Source organism: Streptomyces sp. NPDC090108 (assembly GCF_044747185.1).
GTDB lineage: Bacteria > Actinomycetota > Actinomycetes > Streptomycetales > Streptomycetaceae > Streptomyces.
Window position 1 is genome coordinate 279,305 of sequence record NZ_JBIVDQ010000002.1, and the last position, 18,337, is coordinate 297,641.

The 18,337-nt window shown below is 74.5% G+C and carries 15 protein-coding genes; 12 read left to right on the forward strand and 3 right to left on the reverse strand.

Annotated features, from left to right (window positions below; genetic code table 11):
* Nucleotides 1-54 precede the first annotated feature (54 nt).
* From ACIPRD_RS06590 to ACIPRD_RS06615, 6 genes are all read left to right on the forward strand, one after another.
* Nucleotides 55-180 carry a putative leader peptide gene (locus tag ACIPRD_RS06590; RefSeq protein ID WP_356408684.1) on the forward strand — a complete coding sequence of 42 codons (126 nt, stop codon included), beginning with the start codon at nucleotides 55-57 and terminating at the stop codon, nucleotides 178-180.
* Nucleotides 181-317: 137 nt separating this feature from the next.
* Complete coding sequence (locus ACIPRD_RS06595) at nucleotides 318-1,241, forward strand: glutathione S-transferase C-terminal domain-containing protein (RefSeq protein WP_356408681.1); 924 nt, start codon at nucleotides 318-320, stop codon at nucleotides 1,239-1,241.
* Nucleotides 1,242-1,586: 345 nt separating this feature from the next.
* Nucleotides 1,587-1,709, forward strand: a complete 123-nt coding sequence (locus ACIPRD_RS06600) for a putative leader peptide (protein ID WP_356408943.1) — start codon at nucleotides 1,587-1,589, stop codon at nucleotides 1,707-1,709.
* A gap of 219 nt (nucleotides 1,710-1,928) precedes the next feature.
* Complete coding sequence (locus tag ACIPRD_RS06605) at nucleotides 1,929-3,188, forward strand: LLM class flavin-dependent oxidoreductase (protein ID WP_401560514.1); 1,260 nt, start codon at nucleotides 1,929-1,931, stop codon at nucleotides 3,186-3,188.
* 23 nt (nucleotides 3,189-3,211) lie between these two features.
* On the forward strand, nucleotides 3,212-4,600 hold the full coding sequence (locus tag ACIPRD_RS06610; protein ID WP_401560516.1) for an NtaA/DmoA family FMN-dependent monooxygenase: 1,389 nt from the start codon (nucleotides 3,212-3,214) through the stop codon (nucleotides 4,598-4,600).
* Between the two features lie 311 nt (nucleotides 4,601-4,911).
* Entirely contained in the window at nucleotides 4,912-6,705 is a 1,794-nt protein-coding gene (locus ACIPRD_RS06615; protein ID WP_401560519.1) for a LuxR C-terminal-related transcriptional regulator, read from the forward strand.
* A gap of 38 nt (nucleotides 6,706-6,743) precedes the next feature.
* Here ACIPRD_RS06615 and ACIPRD_RS06620 read toward each other — a convergent pair whose 3' ends face one another.
* A complete protein-coding gene (locus ACIPRD_RS06620; RefSeq protein WP_356408669.1) occupies nucleotides 6,744-7,337 on the reverse strand; it encodes a DUF6817 domain-containing protein in 594 nt (197 codons plus the stop codon).
* Between the two features lie 264 nt (nucleotides 7,338-7,601).
* Nucleotides 7,602-10,166: a CHAT domain-containing protein gene (locus ACIPRD_RS06625; protein WP_401561848.1), complete on the reverse strand. Its 2,565-nt coding sequence runs from the start codon at nucleotides 10,164-10,166 to the stop codon at nucleotides 7,602-7,604.
* 195 nt (nucleotides 10,167-10,361) lie between these two features.
* On the opposite strand from ACIPRD_RS06625, the gene ACIPRD_RS06630 reads away from it, so the two are divergent.
* The 6 genes from ACIPRD_RS06630 (at nucleotide 10,362) to ACIPRD_RS06655 (ending at nucleotide 17,199) form a co-directional block, all read left to right on the forward strand.
* The gene (locus ACIPRD_RS06630) at nucleotides 10,362-11,786 is read left to right on the forward strand and encodes a S8/S53 family peptidase (protein WP_401560523.1); all 1,425 of its coding nucleotides are present in this window, start codon (nucleotides 10,362-10,364) and stop codon (nucleotides 11,784-11,786) included.
* Nucleotides 11,783-12,421: a sigma-70 family RNA polymerase sigma factor gene (locus ACIPRD_RS06635; protein WP_356408663.1), complete on the forward strand. Its 639-nt coding sequence runs from the start codon at nucleotides 11,783-11,785 to the stop codon at nucleotides 12,419-12,421. Before ACIPRD_RS06630 ends, ACIPRD_RS06635 begins: the two co-directional genes overlap by 4 nt.
* A 5-nt stretch (nucleotides 12,422-12,426) precedes the next feature.
* A complete protein-coding gene (locus ACIPRD_RS06640; protein ID WP_401561851.1) occupies nucleotides 12,427-13,011 on the forward strand; it encodes a hypothetical protein in 585 nt (194 codons plus the stop codon).
* Nucleotides 13,012-13,220: 209 nt separating this feature from the next.
* On the forward strand, nucleotides 13,221-14,102 hold the full coding sequence (locus ACIPRD_RS06645; RefSeq protein WP_401560526.1) for a TIR domain-containing protein: 882 nt from the start codon (nucleotides 13,221-13,223) through the stop codon (nucleotides 14,100-14,102).
* A gap of 38 nt (nucleotides 14,103-14,140) precedes the next feature.
* On the forward strand, nucleotides 14,141-14,551 hold the full coding sequence (locus ACIPRD_RS06650) for a hypothetical protein (RefSeq protein WP_356408655.1): 411 nt from the start codon (nucleotides 14,141-14,143) through the stop codon (nucleotides 14,549-14,551).
* Nucleotides 14,552-14,568: 17 nt separating this feature from the next.
* A complete protein-coding gene (locus ACIPRD_RS06655; RefSeq protein ID WP_401560529.1) occupies nucleotides 14,569-17,199 on the forward strand; it encodes a tetratricopeptide repeat protein in 2,631 nt (876 codons plus the stop codon).
* Nucleotides 17,200-17,322: 123 nt separating this feature from the next.
* On the opposite strand, the gene ACIPRD_RS06660 is transcribed toward ACIPRD_RS06655, so the two are convergent.
* The gene (locus ACIPRD_RS06660; protein WP_401561853.1) at nucleotides 17,323-18,099 is read right to left on the reverse strand and encodes an N-formylglutamate amidohydrolase; all 777 of its coding nucleotides are present in this window, start codon (nucleotides 18,097-18,099) and stop codon (nucleotides 17,323-17,325) included.
* Nucleotides 18,100-18,337: the final 238 nt, after the last annotated feature.

Here is an 18,337-nt window from a genome sequence, read left to right on the forward strand (position 1 = left end):
CGGCGCCGGATCGACACTCCAGTGAGGTAATCCCAGTGAACAGGTAGGGAAACGATGCGGCGCCTGAAGACGGTCACCGGCCCGGCGGGCCGTACGCCGTTGTGCGCCCCCCTTCTCACCTCACGCCTGCACATCGATCTGCTGCGGGTCTGCAGCGCCATCGGCCGCTCCGCCGCCTGAGCCGGTCCCGCGCGCGCCGGCGCCGCCTCCCGGCCGCCGGTGCAGCCCCCGCCTTCCGTTCGCCGACACCGCATTCCACCCGCCGCGCATGTGCGCAAGGTCCGCACGTCCGCGCGCGCCCACGATCGGGGAGTCGTATGTCCGCCGCACCGCTCGCCGCCCTTCCGCCCGCCCCCCGAGCCGCCGCCTTCCGGGGCCGGATCGGCGGGGATCCGCGCAGTGGCCACCACGCCGTCGCGCACCGCTACCGGCTCCATCTGTCGACCGCGTGTCCCGACGGCCTGCGGCTCGCCGTCGGCCACAGCCTGCTGCGGCTCGGCGACACCTGTCCGGTCACCTTCCTGCCCGCCCTGCCCGACCGCCCCGACGGCGGCCACGAGGCCCTGCGCCCGCTGTACGAGGCCGGCGCGCACCACTACTCCGGGCCCGCCGCGGCACCGGTGCTCAGCGACGACTGGTCCGGACGGGTCGTCAGCACCCACACCCCGGACATCCTGCGCGACCTCGACCGCCTGGCCCCGGACCCCGCCGTCCGGCTGTACCCGCGCGGCTGGGAGTCCACCATCGAGGCGGTCGAACGCCTCTGCGCCACGGGCATCGAGGACGCCGCCCAGCGCGCGGGGCGGGCGGGGGTGCGTCCGGCGGAGCGGGCCGCCGCGCTCGACGTGCTGCTCGGCACGCTCGGCCGCCTGGAGCGGTCGCTGACGGGGGAGGAGTACCTGGTCGACGGCCGCCCCACCGCCGCCGACATCGAGCTGTGGGTCGCCCTGCTCCGGCTCGACACCGTGCACCGCTGTCACCTCGACGCCTCCGCCGTGCACCGCGTCGCGGACCATCCCGTGCTGTGGTCGTACGCCCGGCGGCTCGCCGCGCACCCCGCCTTCGGCACGCATCTCGACCTGGACGGCATCGCCCGCCGCCATCACGGTCACTGCCAGGGCCTCGAAGCGGCCGGGGCGGCCGTGCAGATCCTGGACTGGGCGGGACACGCGACCGAGATCCCCGCTCCCGCGGGCGCGCGCGACCCCCTCCCGGCCGCCCGTACCCGGCGGGGCCACTGACCTGCCGCCCGTACGGGCCGGGGCCACCGACCTCCCGCCCGTACCCGGCGGGGCCACTGACCTGCCGCCCGTACGGGCCGGGGACACCGACCTGCCCTCCGCACCCTGCGGAGCCGCGGAACTGCCGGCGGCCGCCCGGCTGCCGGGACCCGCGTGTGCGGGGTGGCCGGGTCCGGAGCGATCCCGGGACGGGCGCCGGACCATAACCCGCTCGCGGCGGCGCGGAATCCGGGTGCCGCGAACGGGAACACCTGTCCGGGGCGGGACGTTGTGACAGACGACGGGACAGACGAGGTGCCGCGCGGACGGCGTGCCTCGCACCGGCGGACGGGGGGTGTGACGGACATGAAGCCCGACCTCGCGCAGGCACCGTGCCCCCGCACGCCGAGGACCGCCCGCTCCGTCCTGCTGCACTCCCGGCCCCACATAGACCTCCAGCGTGTGGCCGGCACGCTCTGTCGTCGCTGACGCACCCTCACCGCCGCCGACGGGCCCGGGATCCGCTCTCCCCGGCCCGCCCGTCACGGCGTCTCCCCTCCGCACCGCCCGGCGTCGGCCCCGTCGCACCCGCACACCCGCACACCCGCACACCCGCCACGGTCTACCGGCGCCGTACCCGCCACCGCCGCGTCCCGCGCTCACGCGGGCCGGCGTGCCCTCGTCCGGACAACCAGGAAGGCGTCACCCGTGCCCCCTGCCCCCTCTGGTTCCGCTGTCTCCTCCGCCCACCTCCATCTCGCCGTCGACCTCGACGGGACCGGCCGCCATCCCGCCTCCTGGCGCGACCCGGCCGCCCGGCCCGGCGAACTGTTCACCGCCGGCTACTGGGCCGCCCTGGTGGCCGAGGCCGAAGCCGGCCTGCTCGACTTCGTCACCTTCGAGGACGGCCTCGGCCCGCAGTCCTCGAACCCCCTGGACCCCGACGAACGCACCGACCAGGTGCGCGGCCGCCTCGACGCGGTCCTCATCGCCGCGCGCGTCGCGCCGCTCACCCGGCACATAGGGCTGGTCCCGACCGTGGTGGCCACCCACACCGAGCCGTTCCACATCTCCAAGGCCATCGCGACCCTCGACCACGTCACCTCCGGCCGCGCGGGCCTGCGCGTGCGGATCAGCGCCCGGTCCGACGAGGCCGCGCACTTCGGGCGCCGCGCCATCCCCCGCTTCCAGGCCTACGACAGCCCGGAAGCCCGGGAGACGGTGACCGGTCTCTTCGACGAGGCCGCCGACCACGTGGAGGTCGTCCGCAGGCTCTGGGACAGCTGGGAGGACGACGCCGAGATCCGGGACGCGGCCACCGGGCGCTTCGTCGACCGGGACAAGCTGCACCACATCGACTTCGAGGGCCGCTTCTTCAGCGTCAAGGGCCCCTCCACCACCCCGCGTCCCCCGCAGGGCCAGCCGGTGGTGACCGCGCTCGCGCACCAGACCGTCCCGTTCCGGCTGGTGGCCCGTCAGGCCGACGTCGGGTACGTCACCCCGCAGGACGCCGCGCACGCCCGTGCGATCGTCGCCGAGATCCGCGCCGAACAGGAAGCGGCGGGCCGCGCCGAGGACCCCCTGCACATCTTCGGCGACCTCACCGTCCTCCTCGACGACACGGCCGGGGCGGCGCGGGACCGCAGGCAGCGACTCGACGACCTCGCGGGCGGGCCCTTCACCGACGACGCCCGCGTCTTCACCGGGACCGCCGCGCAACTGGCCGACCTGCTGGAGGAGTTCGCGCAGGAGGGGCTCACCGGATTCCGGCTGCGGCCCGCCGTCGCCGCCCACGACCTGCCCCGCGTCACCCGGGACCTGGTCCCCGAGCTCCAGCGCCGGGGCCGCTTCCGGTCCCGGTACGAGGCCGGCACCCTGCGCGGCCTCCTCGGGCTCGACCGCCCCGCCAGCCGTTACGCCCCAGGGGACCCGGCTCCGGCCGCTCCCCGGACGATCCCCGTCGCCTGAGCAGCCGGAGAGGACCGCACGCCATGAGCGAGCCCAAGAAGCAGATCCATCTCGCCGCGCACTTCCCCGGGGTCAACAACACCACCGTGTGGAGCGATCCCGCGGCGGGCAGCCACATCGATTTCAGCTCCTTCGCCCACTTCGCGCGCACCGCCGAACGCGCCAAGTTCGACTTCCTGTTCCTCGCCGAAGGACTGCGGCTGCGCGAACAGGGCGGGCGGATATACGACCTGGACGTGGTCGGCCGCCCGGACACCTTCACCGTGCTGGCCGCGCTCGCCGCCGTCACCGACCGGCTGGGCCTGACCGGCACCATCAACTCCACCTTCAACGAGCCGTACGAGGTGGCCCGCCAGTTCGCCTCCCTCGACCACCTCTCGGACGGCCGGGCTGCCTGGAACGTGGTCACGTCCTGGGACGCCTTCACCGGCGAGAACTTCCGCAGGGGCGGCTTCCTGCCACAGGAGGACCGGTACTCCCGCGCCCAGGAGTTCCTGGCCACCGCGCACGAGCTGTTCGACTCCTGGCGGGGCGACGAGATCCTCGCCGACCAGGCCACCGGGACCTTCCTGCGGGACGCGCGGGCCGGGGCCTTCACGCACCGGGGCCGGCACTTCGACATCCAGGGGCGGTTCAACGTCCCGCGCAGCCCGCAGGGCCGCCCGGTGATCTTCCAGGCCGGCGACTCCGACGAGGGCCGCGAGTTCGCCGCCTCCGACGCCGACGCGATCTTCAGCCGCTATGCCACCCTCGACGAGGGCAAGGCCTTCTACGCGGACGTCAAGGGCCGCCTCGCCCGGTACGGCCGCGAACCCGGCGAGCTCCTCATCCTGCCGGCCGCCACCTTCGTGCTCGGCGACACCGACGAGGAGGCCGCCGAGCTGGCGCGTGAGGTGCGCCGGCAGCAGGTCAGCGGGGCCACCGCCCTCAAGCACCTGGAATTCGTCTGGAACCGCGACCTGTCGGACCACGACCCGGACGGTCCGCTGCCCGACGTCGACCCGCTGGTCTCCGAGGAGCACATCTCACGCGGCCGCGCCCAGGTGCGGATGTACCGCGACCCGCTCGCCACCGCCCGGGAATGGCGCGAGCTGGCCGAGGCCAACAAGTGGTCCATCCGCGACCTGGTCATCAACACCGGCAACCGGCAGACCTTCGTGGGCTCCCCGGCCACCGTCGCCCGCAGCATCGACACGTTCGTCCAGGAGGACGCCGCCGACGGATTCGTCCTCGTCCCGCACATCACACCGGGCGGTCTCGACGTCTTCGCCGACCGGGTCGTCCCGATCCTCCAGGAACAGGGGGTCTTCCGCGCCGACTACGAGGGCACCACCCTGCGCGACCACCTCGGCCTCGCCCACCCCGGCGCGGACACCGGTACCGGCCGGCGCGGACGGTTCGCCGGGGTCTAGGGCCTGACCCGGAGGAAAGACCCTGGCGGGCCGCCCCGGCCCCGTCCGCACCTCCTGGCCCCCCCGGGGACGCGCAGTGCCGCCGAGCGGGTCCCCGCGCGCCCCGGTCCCCGTGTCCGGTGCGGCACCCTCGGAGCACCGGTGTGGCGGCGAAACGTCTCCCTCCCCCGAAGGAGGCGTTCCGCCGCCGTCCCCCGGTGCCGGACTGCGGTCCCGGGAGAAAGACTGCCGTCCAGGAGCGGGCGGGCACCTGAGTCGGGGGCTACTCAAGTCGCCCTGTATCAGAACTGAGTACCCGCACTCCTGTTGACGTGACGACATACGAACAGGACGCCAAGACCCTGGAACTGCCCTGGCCGTTCACCGGCCGGGAGGACGAACTGGAGCTGGTCCGCCGTTCGCTCGCCGTCGGGCGGCACGGCATCGTGCTGACCGGGCCCGCCGGCTGCGGAAGGACCCGGCTGATCGCCGAGGCGCTCCGCGGCACCGACCGGGCCCGCGTGACGGGCACCCCGGAGGCCCGCCATCTGCCCTTCGCGGCCTTCGCCCACCTGCTGCCCGAAGCGGTCTCGCTGCACCGCGCGGTCCAGCTCCTGTGCGGCGTACGGCTCCTCGTCGTGGACGACGCCCATCTGCTCGACGAGGCCTCCGCCGCGCTCGTCCACCAGCTCGCCGTGCACGGCCGCACCCGGCTCGTCGTGGCCGTCACCGACGGGGCCCCGGCACCGGAGGCGGTGTCCCGGCTGTGGACCGGGGAGCTGCTGCCGCGCCTGTCACTGGAGCCGCTGCCCCGGGAGGACACCGCCCAGCTCCTCGCCCCCGCCGGCCTGGAACCCCTCAGCGCGGCCCGGCTGCACCGGCTGTGCCGGGGCGATCTGCGGCTGCTGCGCGAACTGCTGGGCGCGCTGCGCGAGTCCGGGGGGCTGCGCCGCGTCGACGGCGGTGAGGAGTGGGCCTGGCGCGGTCCCGTCCCCGTCACGCCCGCCGTACGGGGACGGCTGGCCGCCGCGCTGGACCGGTCCGGGCCCGGTGAACGCGAGACGCTCGACCGCCTCGCCTTCGCCGAGCCCCTGCCGGTTCCTCTCGACGGACTCGACCTGGACGTCCTGGAGGCGCTGGAGGCGGACGGGCTGATCCAGGTGGACGACGGCGGGGGCGTCACCCTCGCCCACCCGCTGCACGGACCCGCCCTGCGCGCCACCGCCGGGCGGCTGCGGGCCCGCCGGCTGGCGCCGGCACCGGACCACTGCCTGGACGCGCTGGAGGCCGAACGGGCGGAGATCGTCGGACGCTGGGAGCGCGGCCTGGTGACGGACGTGCCGACCCCGGTGGGGGACTGGCTGCTCTCCGGGGAACTGCCGGTTCCCGCCCCGTACGCCGCCGTACGCGCACGGTACGCCCGGCTGCGGGGCGAACTGCGCGAGGCGGCCGCCTGGGCACGGGAAGGACTGCGCCGGGCACCGGGTGACGCGGACTGCGAGGGGGAACTGCGCCTCTGCCTGGAGCAGTCGGGGGAGGGCGACGCCGGGGACGGCGTGTGGGGCGCCGCCGCCCGCGGCGACCTCGACGGCGCCGTCGCCCGGATCACCGGGGACGACACCTTCGCGCTGTACGACGCCGTCCGCCTCGGTGCGCCCGAGCGGGTGGCCGGACGGCTGCGGGACCGGGGGGTGTTCGCCCGGCACGCGGAGGCGCTCGTCCGGCTGGACGGGCACGCCCTGGACCGGGTGGCCGGGGAACTGGCCGAGCGCGGCTTCGTCCTGTTCGCGGCGGAGGCGTGCGCCCAGGCCGTACGCGCCCACCGCGACCCGCGCGCCGCCCGGCTCTCCCGCACCCGCGCGGTCGCGCTGGCCAGACGCTGCCCGGGAGCCCGGACCCCCGCGCTGTCGGCACTCGTGCTCGGCGAGCTCACCGCCCGGCAGCGGCAGATCGTCACCCTCGCGGCGGCGGGCCTCAGCAACCGGCAGATCGCCGAGCGCCTCACCCTGTCCGTCCGCACGGTCGGCAACCACCTGTACAGCGCCTACACCCGCCTCGGCGCCAGCGACCGCGGCGCGCTGCCCTGGCTCACCGACCCGGTGGAGGTGACGGCGGAGTCGGCGTGAGGGGCGTGCCGCCGCCATCGGCCCGGCTACCAGCCCGGCTACCGGCCCGGCTGCCGGGCGCAGGCTTCCCAGGCAGCCGGGGACATCAGGTCGCGCGAGGCGGCGAACAGGCGCCGGAGCGCCGGTCCATGGCGTTCGGCCAGTTCGGCGTTGTGGGCGAACACGTCGAGTTCGTTGGCGGCGGTGATGTCCAGGAAGGCGCGTACGTCCGCCTCGGCCGGGGTGTGCTCGCGGCCGGTGGAACGGTCGCGGAAGAGCACGGGCCGGGGGCCGCCGAGGCGCGGGTAGACGACGGCGCGGTCGCAGCTCGCGTACAGGTGCACCAGGGCTTCGGCCCGTTCGCCGATCAGGCCGGCGAGCACGCCGCGTTCACCGGTGTCCAGCAGGGGGTGGTCGAACCCGTCGGTGCCGTAGGCCGCGTGGCACAGCCCGGCGAGCCGGACGTCCTCGCCGGCGCCCCACTCGCCCAGGACCGCCGCGACGCGGTTCAGGTGTTCCAGCAGGGTCCCGCCCGGGTGGGGCATCTCCGCGGCGCCCCGTGCGCGCAGGAAGTCCTGGGCCCCGGCCCAGGACGACGGGCGAACGGATCCCGTCCGCGTGGAGTCGCTCTCCGAAGGTGTGAAGGGGTTCATCGGGCCTCCTCGTCCGGTGTGCGTACGGCGCCGCCGCGGCCGCCGGTCGGGCCGCCGCCGTTCGTGCCTCGTGCCGTGCCGGTCCGCGTGACACGGATCCGCTTGGCACGGATGCGCGTGGCATCGGTCCCGGCGAAGGCCAAGGGTAATCAGGGCCGCCCCACCGTTCACCCGCACCCCAAGCCGTACCCGAAAGCCGGACTCCCGTCCGGGCGGGGCACCTACGCCGCCCCGAAGGCCGCACTCCCGTCCGCCGGAGGGCCCCTACGCCGCCCCGAAGGCCGCGAACGCCCAGCCCGTCGCCTGGTGGACGGGGTCCGCCGGCTGGACGGCACGGGCGTCGCGCAACGCCTCGGCCAGGGACAGACCGGCGTCGAGGCCCTTGTGCAGGGCGAGCATGAGCGGCACCACGGCCGCGTCGTTGACCGGGGCGCTGCTGGCCACCACCCCGGCCGTGCCCAGCGGCAGCAACGCGGTGACCAGGCCGAGGAGTTCGTCCGCGCCCACCGAGGCCAGCCGCGCGGTGTCGCAGCTGGACAGGATGATGCGGTAGGGGCTGCGGGCGAGACGCTCGAAGTCGTGCACGATGAGCGGACCGTCGGTCATCCGCAGAGCGGAGAACAAGGGGCTGTCGGCGCGGAACGTGCCGTGCGCGGCGAGATGGGCGAGGGCCGCGCCGTCCAGCTCCGCGAGGACGCGCGGAACCTGCGCGCCCTCACCCTCCAGGACGGTCGCGCCGCCGTGCCGGCCCGCCAGTCCGGGCACTTCGGCGCCGCCCGTCGCGAGACCCGGGCCGCGTACCAGGACGTGCCGGCCGCCCGGCGGCGGCTCGGTCTCGCGGGCGCGCAGCCAGCTGCCCGCCGACGGGGAGACGCTGAGCACCCGGTCCCGCAGCGCGGGCAGCAGGGCCCACGGCACCCGGTGCAGCGCGCCCGGAGGTACGATCACCACCGGCCCGGAGCCCAGATGCGCGGCCGCCCCGGCCAGCAGCAGCTCCTCCAGACGGCGCCCGGCGGCGGCGACCAGCGGCAGCCGCGCCTCGCCGCCCGGGTGCGCCAGCCGACGCAGTCCGGCCTGCACGTGCTCCGCCTCGGTCACCGCCTCGTCGAGCGAGCCGCCCGCGAACCGCCGGACCCGGCCGTTGCCGCACAGCAGGACGTGCACCCGCCCGTCCACCACGGCGAGTTCGACCAGCCGGGTCCCGCCGAGCCGGTCGAGCAGACGGCCGGTGTCGAAGCGGTCGCCACCGCCCGGCGCGTCGCCGCGCATGTGATGGGTGCGGGAGCGGATCTCCCGTTCCAGCCGCCGCTGTTCGCGCTCCAGGGCCGGCATCGGCCGGCCGCCGGCCCGCGCCTCCTCCGCGCGGGCGGCGATCTCCCGGTAGGCGGTGAGGCTGCCGAGCAGGGCCGGATCGGCGGGCGGCCGGGCGGGCGGCGCGGACAGCACGGTCGCCCGCCACCGCTCGCTCCACTCCAGCAGTCGCCGCGGACTGCCCTGGGCCAGGCTCGCCGCCTGTGCCAGCGCGGCCAGTTCGGCGCCCTGCGCGGTGACACGGGCCCGCAGCTCGGAGGCGCCGAGGGTCATCCGGTGGTCGTCGAGGACGTCCAGCCCGCGCCGGCACGCCTCCAGCACCCCGCGCGCGGACCCCGCCGCCCGGGCCCGCAGCGCCTGCGCCACCCAGCCCGTCACCCGGGCCTGCGGCGGACCCCCGCGCCGGCTGCGCGCGGCCGCCTCCAGGTGCCGTTCCGCCTCCCGCGGCCGGTCCAGCGCGAGCGCGGTGCGCCCCGCGAGCAGCGAGGCCTCGGCGGCGGCCGGCGAGCCGGAGGAGGCCAGCCGCTCCGCCACCGCCGCCGCGTCCGCGACCAGACGTCCCGAACCCCGCCCGGAGACCGAGCGCGCCTCCGTCAGCACCAGCCGGGCGTGCGCCTCCCACCACGTCCGCCGCTGCCCCGCGAACAGCCGTACGGCGTCGGCGGCGCGGGCGGTGGCGGTGTGCGGGTCACCGGCCGAACGGGCGGCCCGCGCGGCGGCGAGCAGCAGCTCGGCCTTGCGCGTGGACTGGCCGCCTATCCGGTCGAGCTGGGCGATGGCCGTGTCCGCCTCGGTCAGCGCCTCCGGGGCGAGCCCGGCCGCCATCAGCACCTCGCAGCGCCGGACGGACAGCATGAACGTCGGCGTGCCCAGCTTCGCGTACCGCTCCTCGGCCTCGTCCAGCAGACGCAGCGCCGCCGGGATGTCCCCCGACCGGAACGCGGCGAGACCACGGCTCTCCACCGCGTCCGCCTTGTCGTGCTCCTGGCCCGTGGTGCCCCACAGCCGCTCCGCCGCCGTGAAGTCCGCGTCGGCCCGGTCCACCGCGCCCACCGCGAGATGCACCGTGGCCCGCAGGGTCAGCGCCCGCGCGGTCCAGATGTCGTCCCGCACCTGCCGCAGCACCGGCAGGGCCCGGCGCACGTCCTCCAGAGCCTCACGGTGCCGGCCCAGCACCCACCACACATAGGCCCGCCGGTACAGCACCCGCGCCCGCGTGTGTCCCGTACCCCGTGCCACCCCGCGCTCGAACGACGCCAGCCCCTGCCGGGTGCGCCCCGCGTGCACCAGTGCGACCCCCAGCGTGGCCAGCACATCGGCCTCCCGCTCGGCCGACTCGGCGCGCGCGGACAGGTCCCTGGCCCGGCGCAGATGGCCGAGCGCGGTCCGCATGTCGCCGAAGTCCCGCTCCCAGATGCCCAGTACCTGGTGGGCGACACCGGCGTGCAGCGGTGACGGCCCGGTGCGCAGCAGCGCCTCCGCGCGTGCCCGGGCCTCGGCCGGATCGGCGAAGACCATCGGCAGCAGCTCGAGTACCGGCTCGTTTCCCGCTGTCACCCCTCGGATGGTAGTGGCCCGCGCGCACCCGTCACACGGTTCTTCCCGGCGGTGTATCCGCGGCAGCGCTGTACGCGCCGGGTCCGGGGGATGTATCAATCGGTCGTCCGGCGACTCTGCATGTCGGACGACCGGTTCCGGGGGAGGACACACAGCATGGCACCACAGCGATTCCACGAGCAGTTCGGTCACATCCAGCGCCAGATGCCCGGCGTCCCCCTCGCCATGGGCCCCGGGGACGCGGGGGAGTTCCTCTACGAGAAGGGGGTCGTGCTCGCCCGGGACGGCGAGGAGGCCCGGCTGGTCGAGGACACCGTCCGCACCCACTTCACCGACACCCAGGGCCTGGTCCCCGAGCACGTGCGCCGCACCGGGCCCGACACCAACCGCACCGGCGTCACCCGCATCCGCGTCGGCGACCCGGCCGGGGGCGACGACGTCGTCCACCACGCCCTCGGCGCGCTGCGGGAGGCCGAGGGCCGGCAGGGGCGCCCGCTCGTCACCCGCAACCACGTCGTGCACATCGCCGTCAACGCCTGCCCCGGCGACGAGCCGGTGCCCGTGGCGCGCGGCGAGGCCCCCAACCCCGCCCCGGCGCAGGGCTCGTACGACCCGGACAGTGCCGTCGGCGTCCTCGTCATCGACACCGGACTCGTCCACGACCACGCCTCCTACCCCCTCCTCGCCCACACCACCGGCGACCTCCAGACCGGCGAGACCGACGCCGAGGGGGTGCTGCGGCAGTACGTCGGGCACGGCACGTTCATCGCCGGGATCGTCGCCGCCGTGGCGCCGAACACCGGCATCACCGTGCGCGGCACGCTGAACGACGCGGGCGCCGTCCTGGAGTCCGAGTTCGGGGCCGCGCTGTTCGACGCCGTGGACCAGGGCGGCTGGCCCGACATCATCAGCCTCTCCGCGGGCACGTCCACCGGCGGCACCGAAGGACTCCTCGGGCTCGACGCGTTCATGAGCGAACTGCGCGCGCAGAAGACCCTGTTGGTCGCGGCGGCGGGCAACGACGGCTCCGACAACCCGTTCTGGCCCGCCGCCTACGCCACACTGCCCGGCTACGAGGACAGCGTGCTCTCGGTCGGAGCGCTGCGCGGCGACGGCGAGTCCGCCGCCTGCTTCAGCAACCACGGCCCGTGGGTGGCCGTGCACGCCCCGGGCGAGCGCCTCACCAGCGCCCTCACCGGCTTCGGCGCGCCCGTGCCGTACGTCTACCAGCACTCCACCTACGACGCCTGCCGCTACGGCTTCGACTACGCCTGCACCTGCCAGTACCCGCGGCACACCGGGGTGCTGACCGAGGCCCGGGAGAGCACGGCGGCCAAGCCGGACCAGGTCATGTTCGACGGCCTGGCCCAGTGGAGCGGCACGTCCTTCGCCACCCCGGTCGTCGCCGGACTGGTCGCCGCCCACATGACGGCGCACGGGGAGCGCGACCCCCGTGCGGCCCGCGCCCAACTGCTGCGTTCCGGAGCCGAATCCGCCGACGTGCGCGGGGCGCGCGTACCGGCGCTCAGGCCGCCGACCTGGCGACCTGTCCCCGTCGCGATCACGGCGCAGCCCGCATGAGGGCCGGAACCCTCCTCTCCTCGGCGTACGATGACGTGCCGTACACGAGGGGTGGAGCCGTGGACCGAGCAGAGGTCGGCGCGCTGGTCAGGTCGGCCGTCGACGGTGACGCGGCGGCCTGGAAGGCGCTGGTGGAGGGGCTGGGCCCGCTGGTGTGGTCGGTCGTGCGGGCGCACCGGCTCTCGGAGGCCGACGGACACGAGGTCTATCAGACCGTGTGGTTCCGCTTCGCCCAGCATCTCGGCCGGATCCGGGAACCCGAGAAGGCGGGCGCGTGGCTCGCGAGTACCGCCCGGAACGAGTGCCTGAAGGTGCTCAAGGGACTGACCCGGCTGACGCTGACGGACGACCCGCGGGTCCTGGACCGGGCCAGTGAGGAGCGGACGCCCGAGCAGTCGCTGCTCGACTCCGAGGAGGAGGCGGACCGCGCCGAGCGGATCCGTCACCTGTGGCAGGAGTTCGAACAACTCGGCGATCGATGCAGGCAGCTGCTGCGGGTGCTGATGGCCTCGCCGCCGCCGAGCTACGGAGAGGTGTCGGCCGCGCTCGGTATCGCGGTCGGGAGCATCGGGCCCCTGCGCCAGCGCTGTCTGCGCCGACTGAGGGCCCGCCTGGACGCACGGGGGGCGGCGTGAACGGCATGGACGACAGCGGCTTCCCTCACGAGGAGCTCCCGGACGAGGATCTCCCGGACGGGGGTCTCCCGGACGGGGGATTCGCGGGCCCGGACGGGCAATTCGTAGGTCCGGAAGGGGAGTTCGGGGGTCCGGAGGAGGACTTCGGCGGCTCCGGTCCGGACGAGGACCTCCTGGAGGAGCAACTGCGCCGGGCGGCCGCCGTGCTCGACCCGGTCCCCGAGGGACTCCTCCAACTCGCGCTGGAGGCGTACGCGTTGCACGACCTCGACGCCCGCGTCGCCGAGCTGACCTTCGACTCGCTCGTGGACGCGCTGCCGGTCAGGGGCGCGCCGCAGGCACCGCGCATGCTGACCTTCCAGGCCGGCGAGCTGACCGTCGACGTGGAGGTGACCGGTGACGGGCTGATCGGCCAGCTGCTGCCTCCGCGCCCGGCGCGCATCGAGGTGCTCGGCGGTCCGCGGACGGTCCTGCCGGTCCCGGTCGACGTCCTGGGCCGCTTCACGAGCGACGCGCCGCCCAGCGGACCGTTCGCCCTGCGGCTGCGCACCGGCGAGGACGTCATCGTCACGGAGTGGCTGAGAGCCTGACCTGGCAGGGCCGGTCCGCACGACGGGTCCACCGGGGCGGTGAGGGACAGCGCCCCCGGATCGGCGGATCGTGCCGTTGCCGGCGGATGGGAGTGGATCGGCTTCCGCGCCCTCTATTGTGGACGTGTCCTTTGTCGTCCCTGAGACTTCATTGCGATCGTGAAGTCAGGCCTGTGTCCCGCGGAGTTCGCATGCCGTTTCATGTCCGTGTGACCACCCGGTCCGACCCGTCCCGCGTGGAAGTCCGTCTCGACCTCACGGAGCAGCAGCTCGAGGCGTACTTCTTGAAGCCGTACCACGAGGGTCGCCCCATCGTCATCGGTGGAGCGACGGTACCGATGGCGGACCTCGAGCGCATCCGGATCAACCACTCCGATCTGGGCGCCGCGCAGATCGACGCCCTCCTGCGCCGGGAGGCGCGCGTTTCGGGGGCCGGACTGTTCGGACCGACCCACGCCGGCATCGCCGCCCATGGCGAGGACGTCACCGACCGGTACATCACCTCGGCCCCCGGCTCCCGGGCGACCGGCTCCCCGCGGCCGGACGAGGGTCCGCCCGCCGGCGGGGAGCCCGACCGGCGCCGGGTGTTCGTCGTCCACGGACGCAACACGAGGGCCAGGGACGAGATGTTCGCGTTCCTCCGTGCGCTCTCCCTCGGCCCGATCGAATGGAACGAGGCCGTCATGGAGACCGGAAGACCGTCGCCGTACGTCGGTGAGACCCTCGACCTGGCCTTCCGGCGGGCCGCGGCCGTCCTGGTGCTGATCACCCCGGACGACTACGCGTGGCTGAAGGAGGAGTTCCACGGCCCCCACGAGCCGCCGTACGAGACCGGCCCCACCGGGCAGGCCAGACCCAACGTGCTGTTCGAGGCGGGCATGGCGATGGGGCGTGACGAGAACAGGACCGTGCTGGTCGAGTTGGGGCAGGTCCGCCCGTTCAGCGACATCGGCGGACGCCACGTCCTGCGGATGAACGACTCGACCCGGCGGCGTCAGGAACTGGCGCAGCGGCTCCAAGCCGCAGGCTGCGCGGTGAACATGAACGGAACGGACTGGCACCGGGTCGGCGACTTCGCCTCCTGCGTGTAGTCCCGCGCGCGGTCCGCACCCGAGCAGGATCGAGCCTCGTGAAACGTGAGGTGCAGTTGAGCATCACCGAGCAGACGCCCGACATCGTCGTCCACATCCTCGCGGAGAAGTCCTCCGTGGAGGAGCTCCTCGCCGCGCTGGCCGAGGAGGGCATCCAGGCGCGGCCGGTGGAGGCGCTGGGCAGTTCGGAACTGGCCGAGATCCTGCTGTCCGCGGGAGTGCTGGCCGCCGCGCTGCCCAGGCTGATCGCCTCGGTGTCCCGGCACTGCCGGCGCGGCCTGGTCATCGATCTCTACGACGGGGACGTCTCCGTCAAGAAGGAGAGGTCGCTGCCTCGCGGGGTGATCGTGGTCCGTGACCACGAGGGGAAGGTGCTGGTCAAGGACGTGGACGGGGATGTCCACGGCGTGGTGGACGTGATGCGTGCGGCGATGGACGACCAGACCTGAAGGACGGGGTGCGGGGTATGCGGATCAGCGCGCAGCGCAGTGTCGTCTTCCGCGATGTGCAGAACCGGGAACTCGCCGAAGAGGCAGCCCGGTTGTGCCGGACGTTGCACCAGCCGATGACCGTGCGGCAGCTGGGCGCTGGTGATCTGCAACGGGGCTGGCAGCAAGTCGAGCAGCTCAACCTGCAGTTGCGTATCCATCTCGACGGTCTGCTGATGTCGGTGCCTCCGGAGGAGCGGCAGCGCGCACGGCGACTGGCGGCGTCGGTGGAGGCTATCTGCGTCGCGGACGACGCCCATCAGTCACGGGTGTTCAAGAATCCCGGCAGGACCGAAGGCTTCGTGATCGCCGTCTCCGCGATCGCTCTGGGACTGGCGGCCGAGGTGGCGCTCCAGATGCCCGGCGCGTACGCGTTCAACGCCTTTCACCAGGAGATGCCGCGGACGCGGGCCGGCGACGCTCTGGAGGAGACCGTCCTCGGCTATCTGCGGGCCACGGCGCCGGGGCGCGAGGAACCGGTGGCCGTCCGGTCGGCTTTCGGCGCGGCGGAGCGCCTTCCCGGTCTTTCCCCGGAGATCCGCGAGTGGGCCGAGGGCCAGGAGCGCGACGCCTGGGTCTCGAGCATCTCCTTCGCGCTCCAGCACGAGCTGTGCCACATCTGGGAGAACCACTTCGACGGGAGCACGCGGATCGACGACGCTCTCGTCCGCGACCTGCCGCCCGCGATGCGACGCGAAGTACAGGCCGACTGCAGCGCGGCGACCTCGCTCGTCAACTATCACGTCTTCGTCCGGCTGAACCGCATTGATGAACCCCGCGTCGCGGAGGAGCCGGAGGCGCCCTCGGAGGCGGCGGATCCGGAGCAGGCGGCCGAGACCGGGGAGACGGACCCTGACAGCCGTTTCACCACCGCCGTCCGGTACGGCACCCGTCTGATGATCGAGGCGATCGAGTCCTTCTACACCGCGAGCCTGCTGATGACGGAGTACTCCGTCCACATGGGCGCGGAGGAGGACGAGTTGAAGCGCTCGGACCTCATCCTCAGGCGTCAGTACACCCGTTTCTATCTCGACTGGTTGTGCGAAACCGAGTTCCCGGCGCGGTACGGCTTCGAGATCGGCCGCCGGCGCGGCTACCACGAACTGCACAACAGGTTCATCAGCGAGGTTCAGTTCAGCATCTGGGACCTCGACGCGGCGGGCGGAGAACAGACACGGCAGGAGGAGATCGAGCGCTGGGAGGCCGAGTTCGCCCGGGGCGACGCCGAGGCCGCCTTCAAACTCGGCGGACTGCACGTGCGACGGGGCCGCCCCGAGGGACTGACCTGGTTCCAGCGGGCGGCCGAGGCGGGGCACCGGGCCGCGGCCGCCAAGTACGGCCTCCTGCTGGACGAGACGGGAAGGAAGGACGAGGCCGAGCACTGGTACCGGCGAGCGGCCGAAGCCGGCTACGCCTCCGCGATCCACAATCTGGGCGTGCTCCTGTGGGAGGCGGAACGCCCGGCGGAGGCCGAGCCCTGGCTCCGGTCGGCGGCGGAGGCCGGCAACGCGCGGTCGGCCGCCTGCCTCAGCATGCTGCTCCGGGCGTCGGGGGCGACGGAGGAAGCGGATCGCTGGCTGAGGATCGCCGCGGAGAACGGCGCCGGTGGGGCGGGGTCGCACTACGCGCTGACCCTGCGGATGAACGGCCAGGAGGACGAGGCGGAACGCTGGTGGCGCGAGGCCGCGATGGCCGGCCGCCCCGAAGCGGTCTACTGCCTGGGGCTGGCGCTGGACGAGAAGGACAGTGCCGAGGCCGAGGGCTGGCTCCGCAAGGGCGCCATGGCCGGTCATGCCGGCTGCATGGTGGCCCTGGGGTCCTGGCTCACCCGGCACGGCGACACCGCCGAGGCCCGGGAATGGCTGACCGAGGCGGCCGCGACGGGCCACATGGGCGCCGCCGGAGGCTTGGCCGACCTGTGCCACCAGGCCGGCGACGCGGCAGGGGCGCGGCGCTGGTGGCGCAAGGCCGCCGGACACGGCAGCGCCGAGGCGGCGCACAATCTGGCGGTGATCAGCCACGCCGAGGGCCGCACGGAGGAGTCCCTGCGGTGGATGCGGCAGGCCGCGGAGGGCGGGGTCGCGTCGTCCGCGTACAACCTGGGGATCGTCAGGAACCTGGAGGGCGACCGTACCGAGGCGGAGGCCTGGTTCCGGCGGGCCGCCGAACAGGGCCACGACGAGGCCGCGTACAACCTCGCCCTGTTCCTCGCCAGGCGCGGGCAGGACGAGGAGGCCGAGCGGTGGTATCGCCAGGCCGCACTCGGCGGTGATGCGGACGCGGCCAACAATCTGGGCATCCTCGTGGTCCGGCAGGGCCGGACCACGGAGGCCGAGTACTGGTTCCGGCAGGCGGTGGAGAACGGCCACACCGACGCGGTGAGCAATCTCGGACGGCTTCTGAGCGAGCTCGGCCGGGTGGAGGAAGCCGTAGCGGTGATGTCCCGGGCGGCGGACGGGGGCAGCGGCCCCGCTGCCTTCAACCTCGGCTGGCTCGCCTATGAGCAAGGGCGCCTGGAAGAGGCGCGGACATGGTGGCAGAAGGCCGCCGACGCCGGACATCCCGGGGCGGAGCAGAACCTGGCGAGTCTGCGCGACGCGGAGGAGTGAACCTGGGCCTGCCCGGGAGGAGGCGGTGGACCTGGCGGGCCTGCCCGGGGAAGCAGGGGTGCCCGCGCTGCGCCGGGCCGGGGCGTCCCGGCGCCCGCTCCCGTCCTCCTCCCCGTCCTCGGCTCAGACCGCCGAACCGACGGCGTCCACCAGTTCGGCCAGCCCGGCGGCCAGCCGTTCCAGCCCCGGCCCCGCCGGGCCGCCCGGCTCCCGCATGTAGGTGTCCCGCCGGATCTCCACCATGAGCGCGCTCACCCGCCGGTCGCGCCCGTAGTGCTCCAGCGGCACGTACGTCCCGGCGAACGGGCTGTCGAGGCCCGTGCCGCCGAACCCGGCGAACGCGGCCAGCGCCGCCTTCGTCAGCTCCGGCGGCGTGTGGAAGGAGTCGGTGCCGAGACAGACGGCGGGACGCGGCCCGGCGCCGTGCAGTTCGTACGGCAGGGGTTCGGCGGGATAGGAGTGCACGTCGATCACGACGGCCCGCCCGGTCGCCGCGAGCCGTCCGGCCACCGCCTCGGACATGGCCCGCGCGTAGGGCCGGAAGTACCGCTCGACCAGCGGTTCCGGGTCGGTGTCCGCGGCGCGCAGCTCGCCTCGGTGCGTGGTCCGCGTGTACACCGCGCCCATCCCCACCGCGAGCATCTCCTCCCGCTCGTCGGGGAACCTCTCCGGGTCCACCACCAGTCGCGAGAGCCCGTTGACGAACCGCCACGGCCGCGCGCCGGCGAGCCCGGCGGCCACCTCCGCGATCCGGGCGGTGTGCGTGTCGGTGATGTGGTCCAGCTCCCGCTCCAGGGCGTCGTCGTCCAGCACGATCCCGGCGCGCACGTCCCCGGGTATCGCCCGCGAGGAGTGCGGGACGTGCAGCAGCACGGGCGAGTCGGCGTCACCGGGCAGCAGCGCGTACGCGGCCGGCGACGAGGCCGTGGACGGCGACCCGGCCGCGGGGGAGAAGGACGAGTGGGACGCCGGGGAGGCGGGCGTGACGGGCGGGGGTACGGACACGGGCGGCTCCGGGATCGCGGTGGGGTACTGCCGGGACGGTCAAGGTGTCACACGGCACCGACAACCGGGTCCACGGGTATGCCCGCGGGCGGTACGACGGCGCCCCGGCCGGGGAGGATCCCGGCCGGGGCGC

Excerpts from the sequence above, each read along its gene's own strand:
- ACIPRD_RS06600 (WP_356408943.1), top strand. The coding sequence starts at position 1,587 with ATGAAGCCCGACCTCGCGCAGGCACCGTGCCCCCGCACGCCGAGGACC.
- ACIPRD_RS06625 (WP_401561848.1), bottom strand. The coding sequence starts at position 10,166 with ATGGTCTTCGCCGATCCGGCCGAGGCCCGGGCACGCGCGGAGGCGCTG.
- ACIPRD_RS06630 (WP_401560523.1), top strand. The coding sequence starts at position 10,362 with ATGGCACCACAGCGATTCCACGAGCAGTTCGGTCACATCCAGCGCCAG.
- ACIPRD_RS06595 (WP_356408681.1), top strand. The coding sequence starts at position 318 with ATGTCCGCCGCACCGCTCGCCGCCCTTCCGCCCGCCCCCCGAGCCGCC.
- ACIPRD_RS06590 (WP_356408684.1), top strand. The coding sequence starts at position 55 with ATGCGGCGCCTGAAGACGGTCACCGGCCCGGCGGGCCGTACGCCGTTG.
- ACIPRD_RS06655 (WP_401560529.1), top strand. The coding sequence starts at position 14,569 with ATGCGGATCAGCGCGCAGCGCAGTGTCGTCTTCCGCGATGTGCAGAAC.
- ACIPRD_RS06610 (WP_401560516.1), top strand. The coding sequence starts at position 3,212 with ATGAGCGAGCCCAAGAAGCAGATCCATCTCGCCGCGCACTTCCCCGGG.
- ACIPRD_RS06620 (WP_356408669.1), bottom strand. The coding sequence starts at position 7,337 with ATGAACCCCTTCACACCTTCGGAGAGCGACTCCACGCGGACGGGATCC.
- ACIPRD_RS06640 (WP_401561851.1), top strand. The coding sequence starts at position 12,427 with ATGGACGACAGCGGCTTCCCTCACGAGGAGCTCCCGGACGAGGATCTC.
- ACIPRD_RS06635 (WP_356408663.1), top strand. The coding sequence starts at position 11,783 with ATGAGGGCCGGAACCCTCCTCTCCTCGGCGTACGATGACGTGCCGTAC.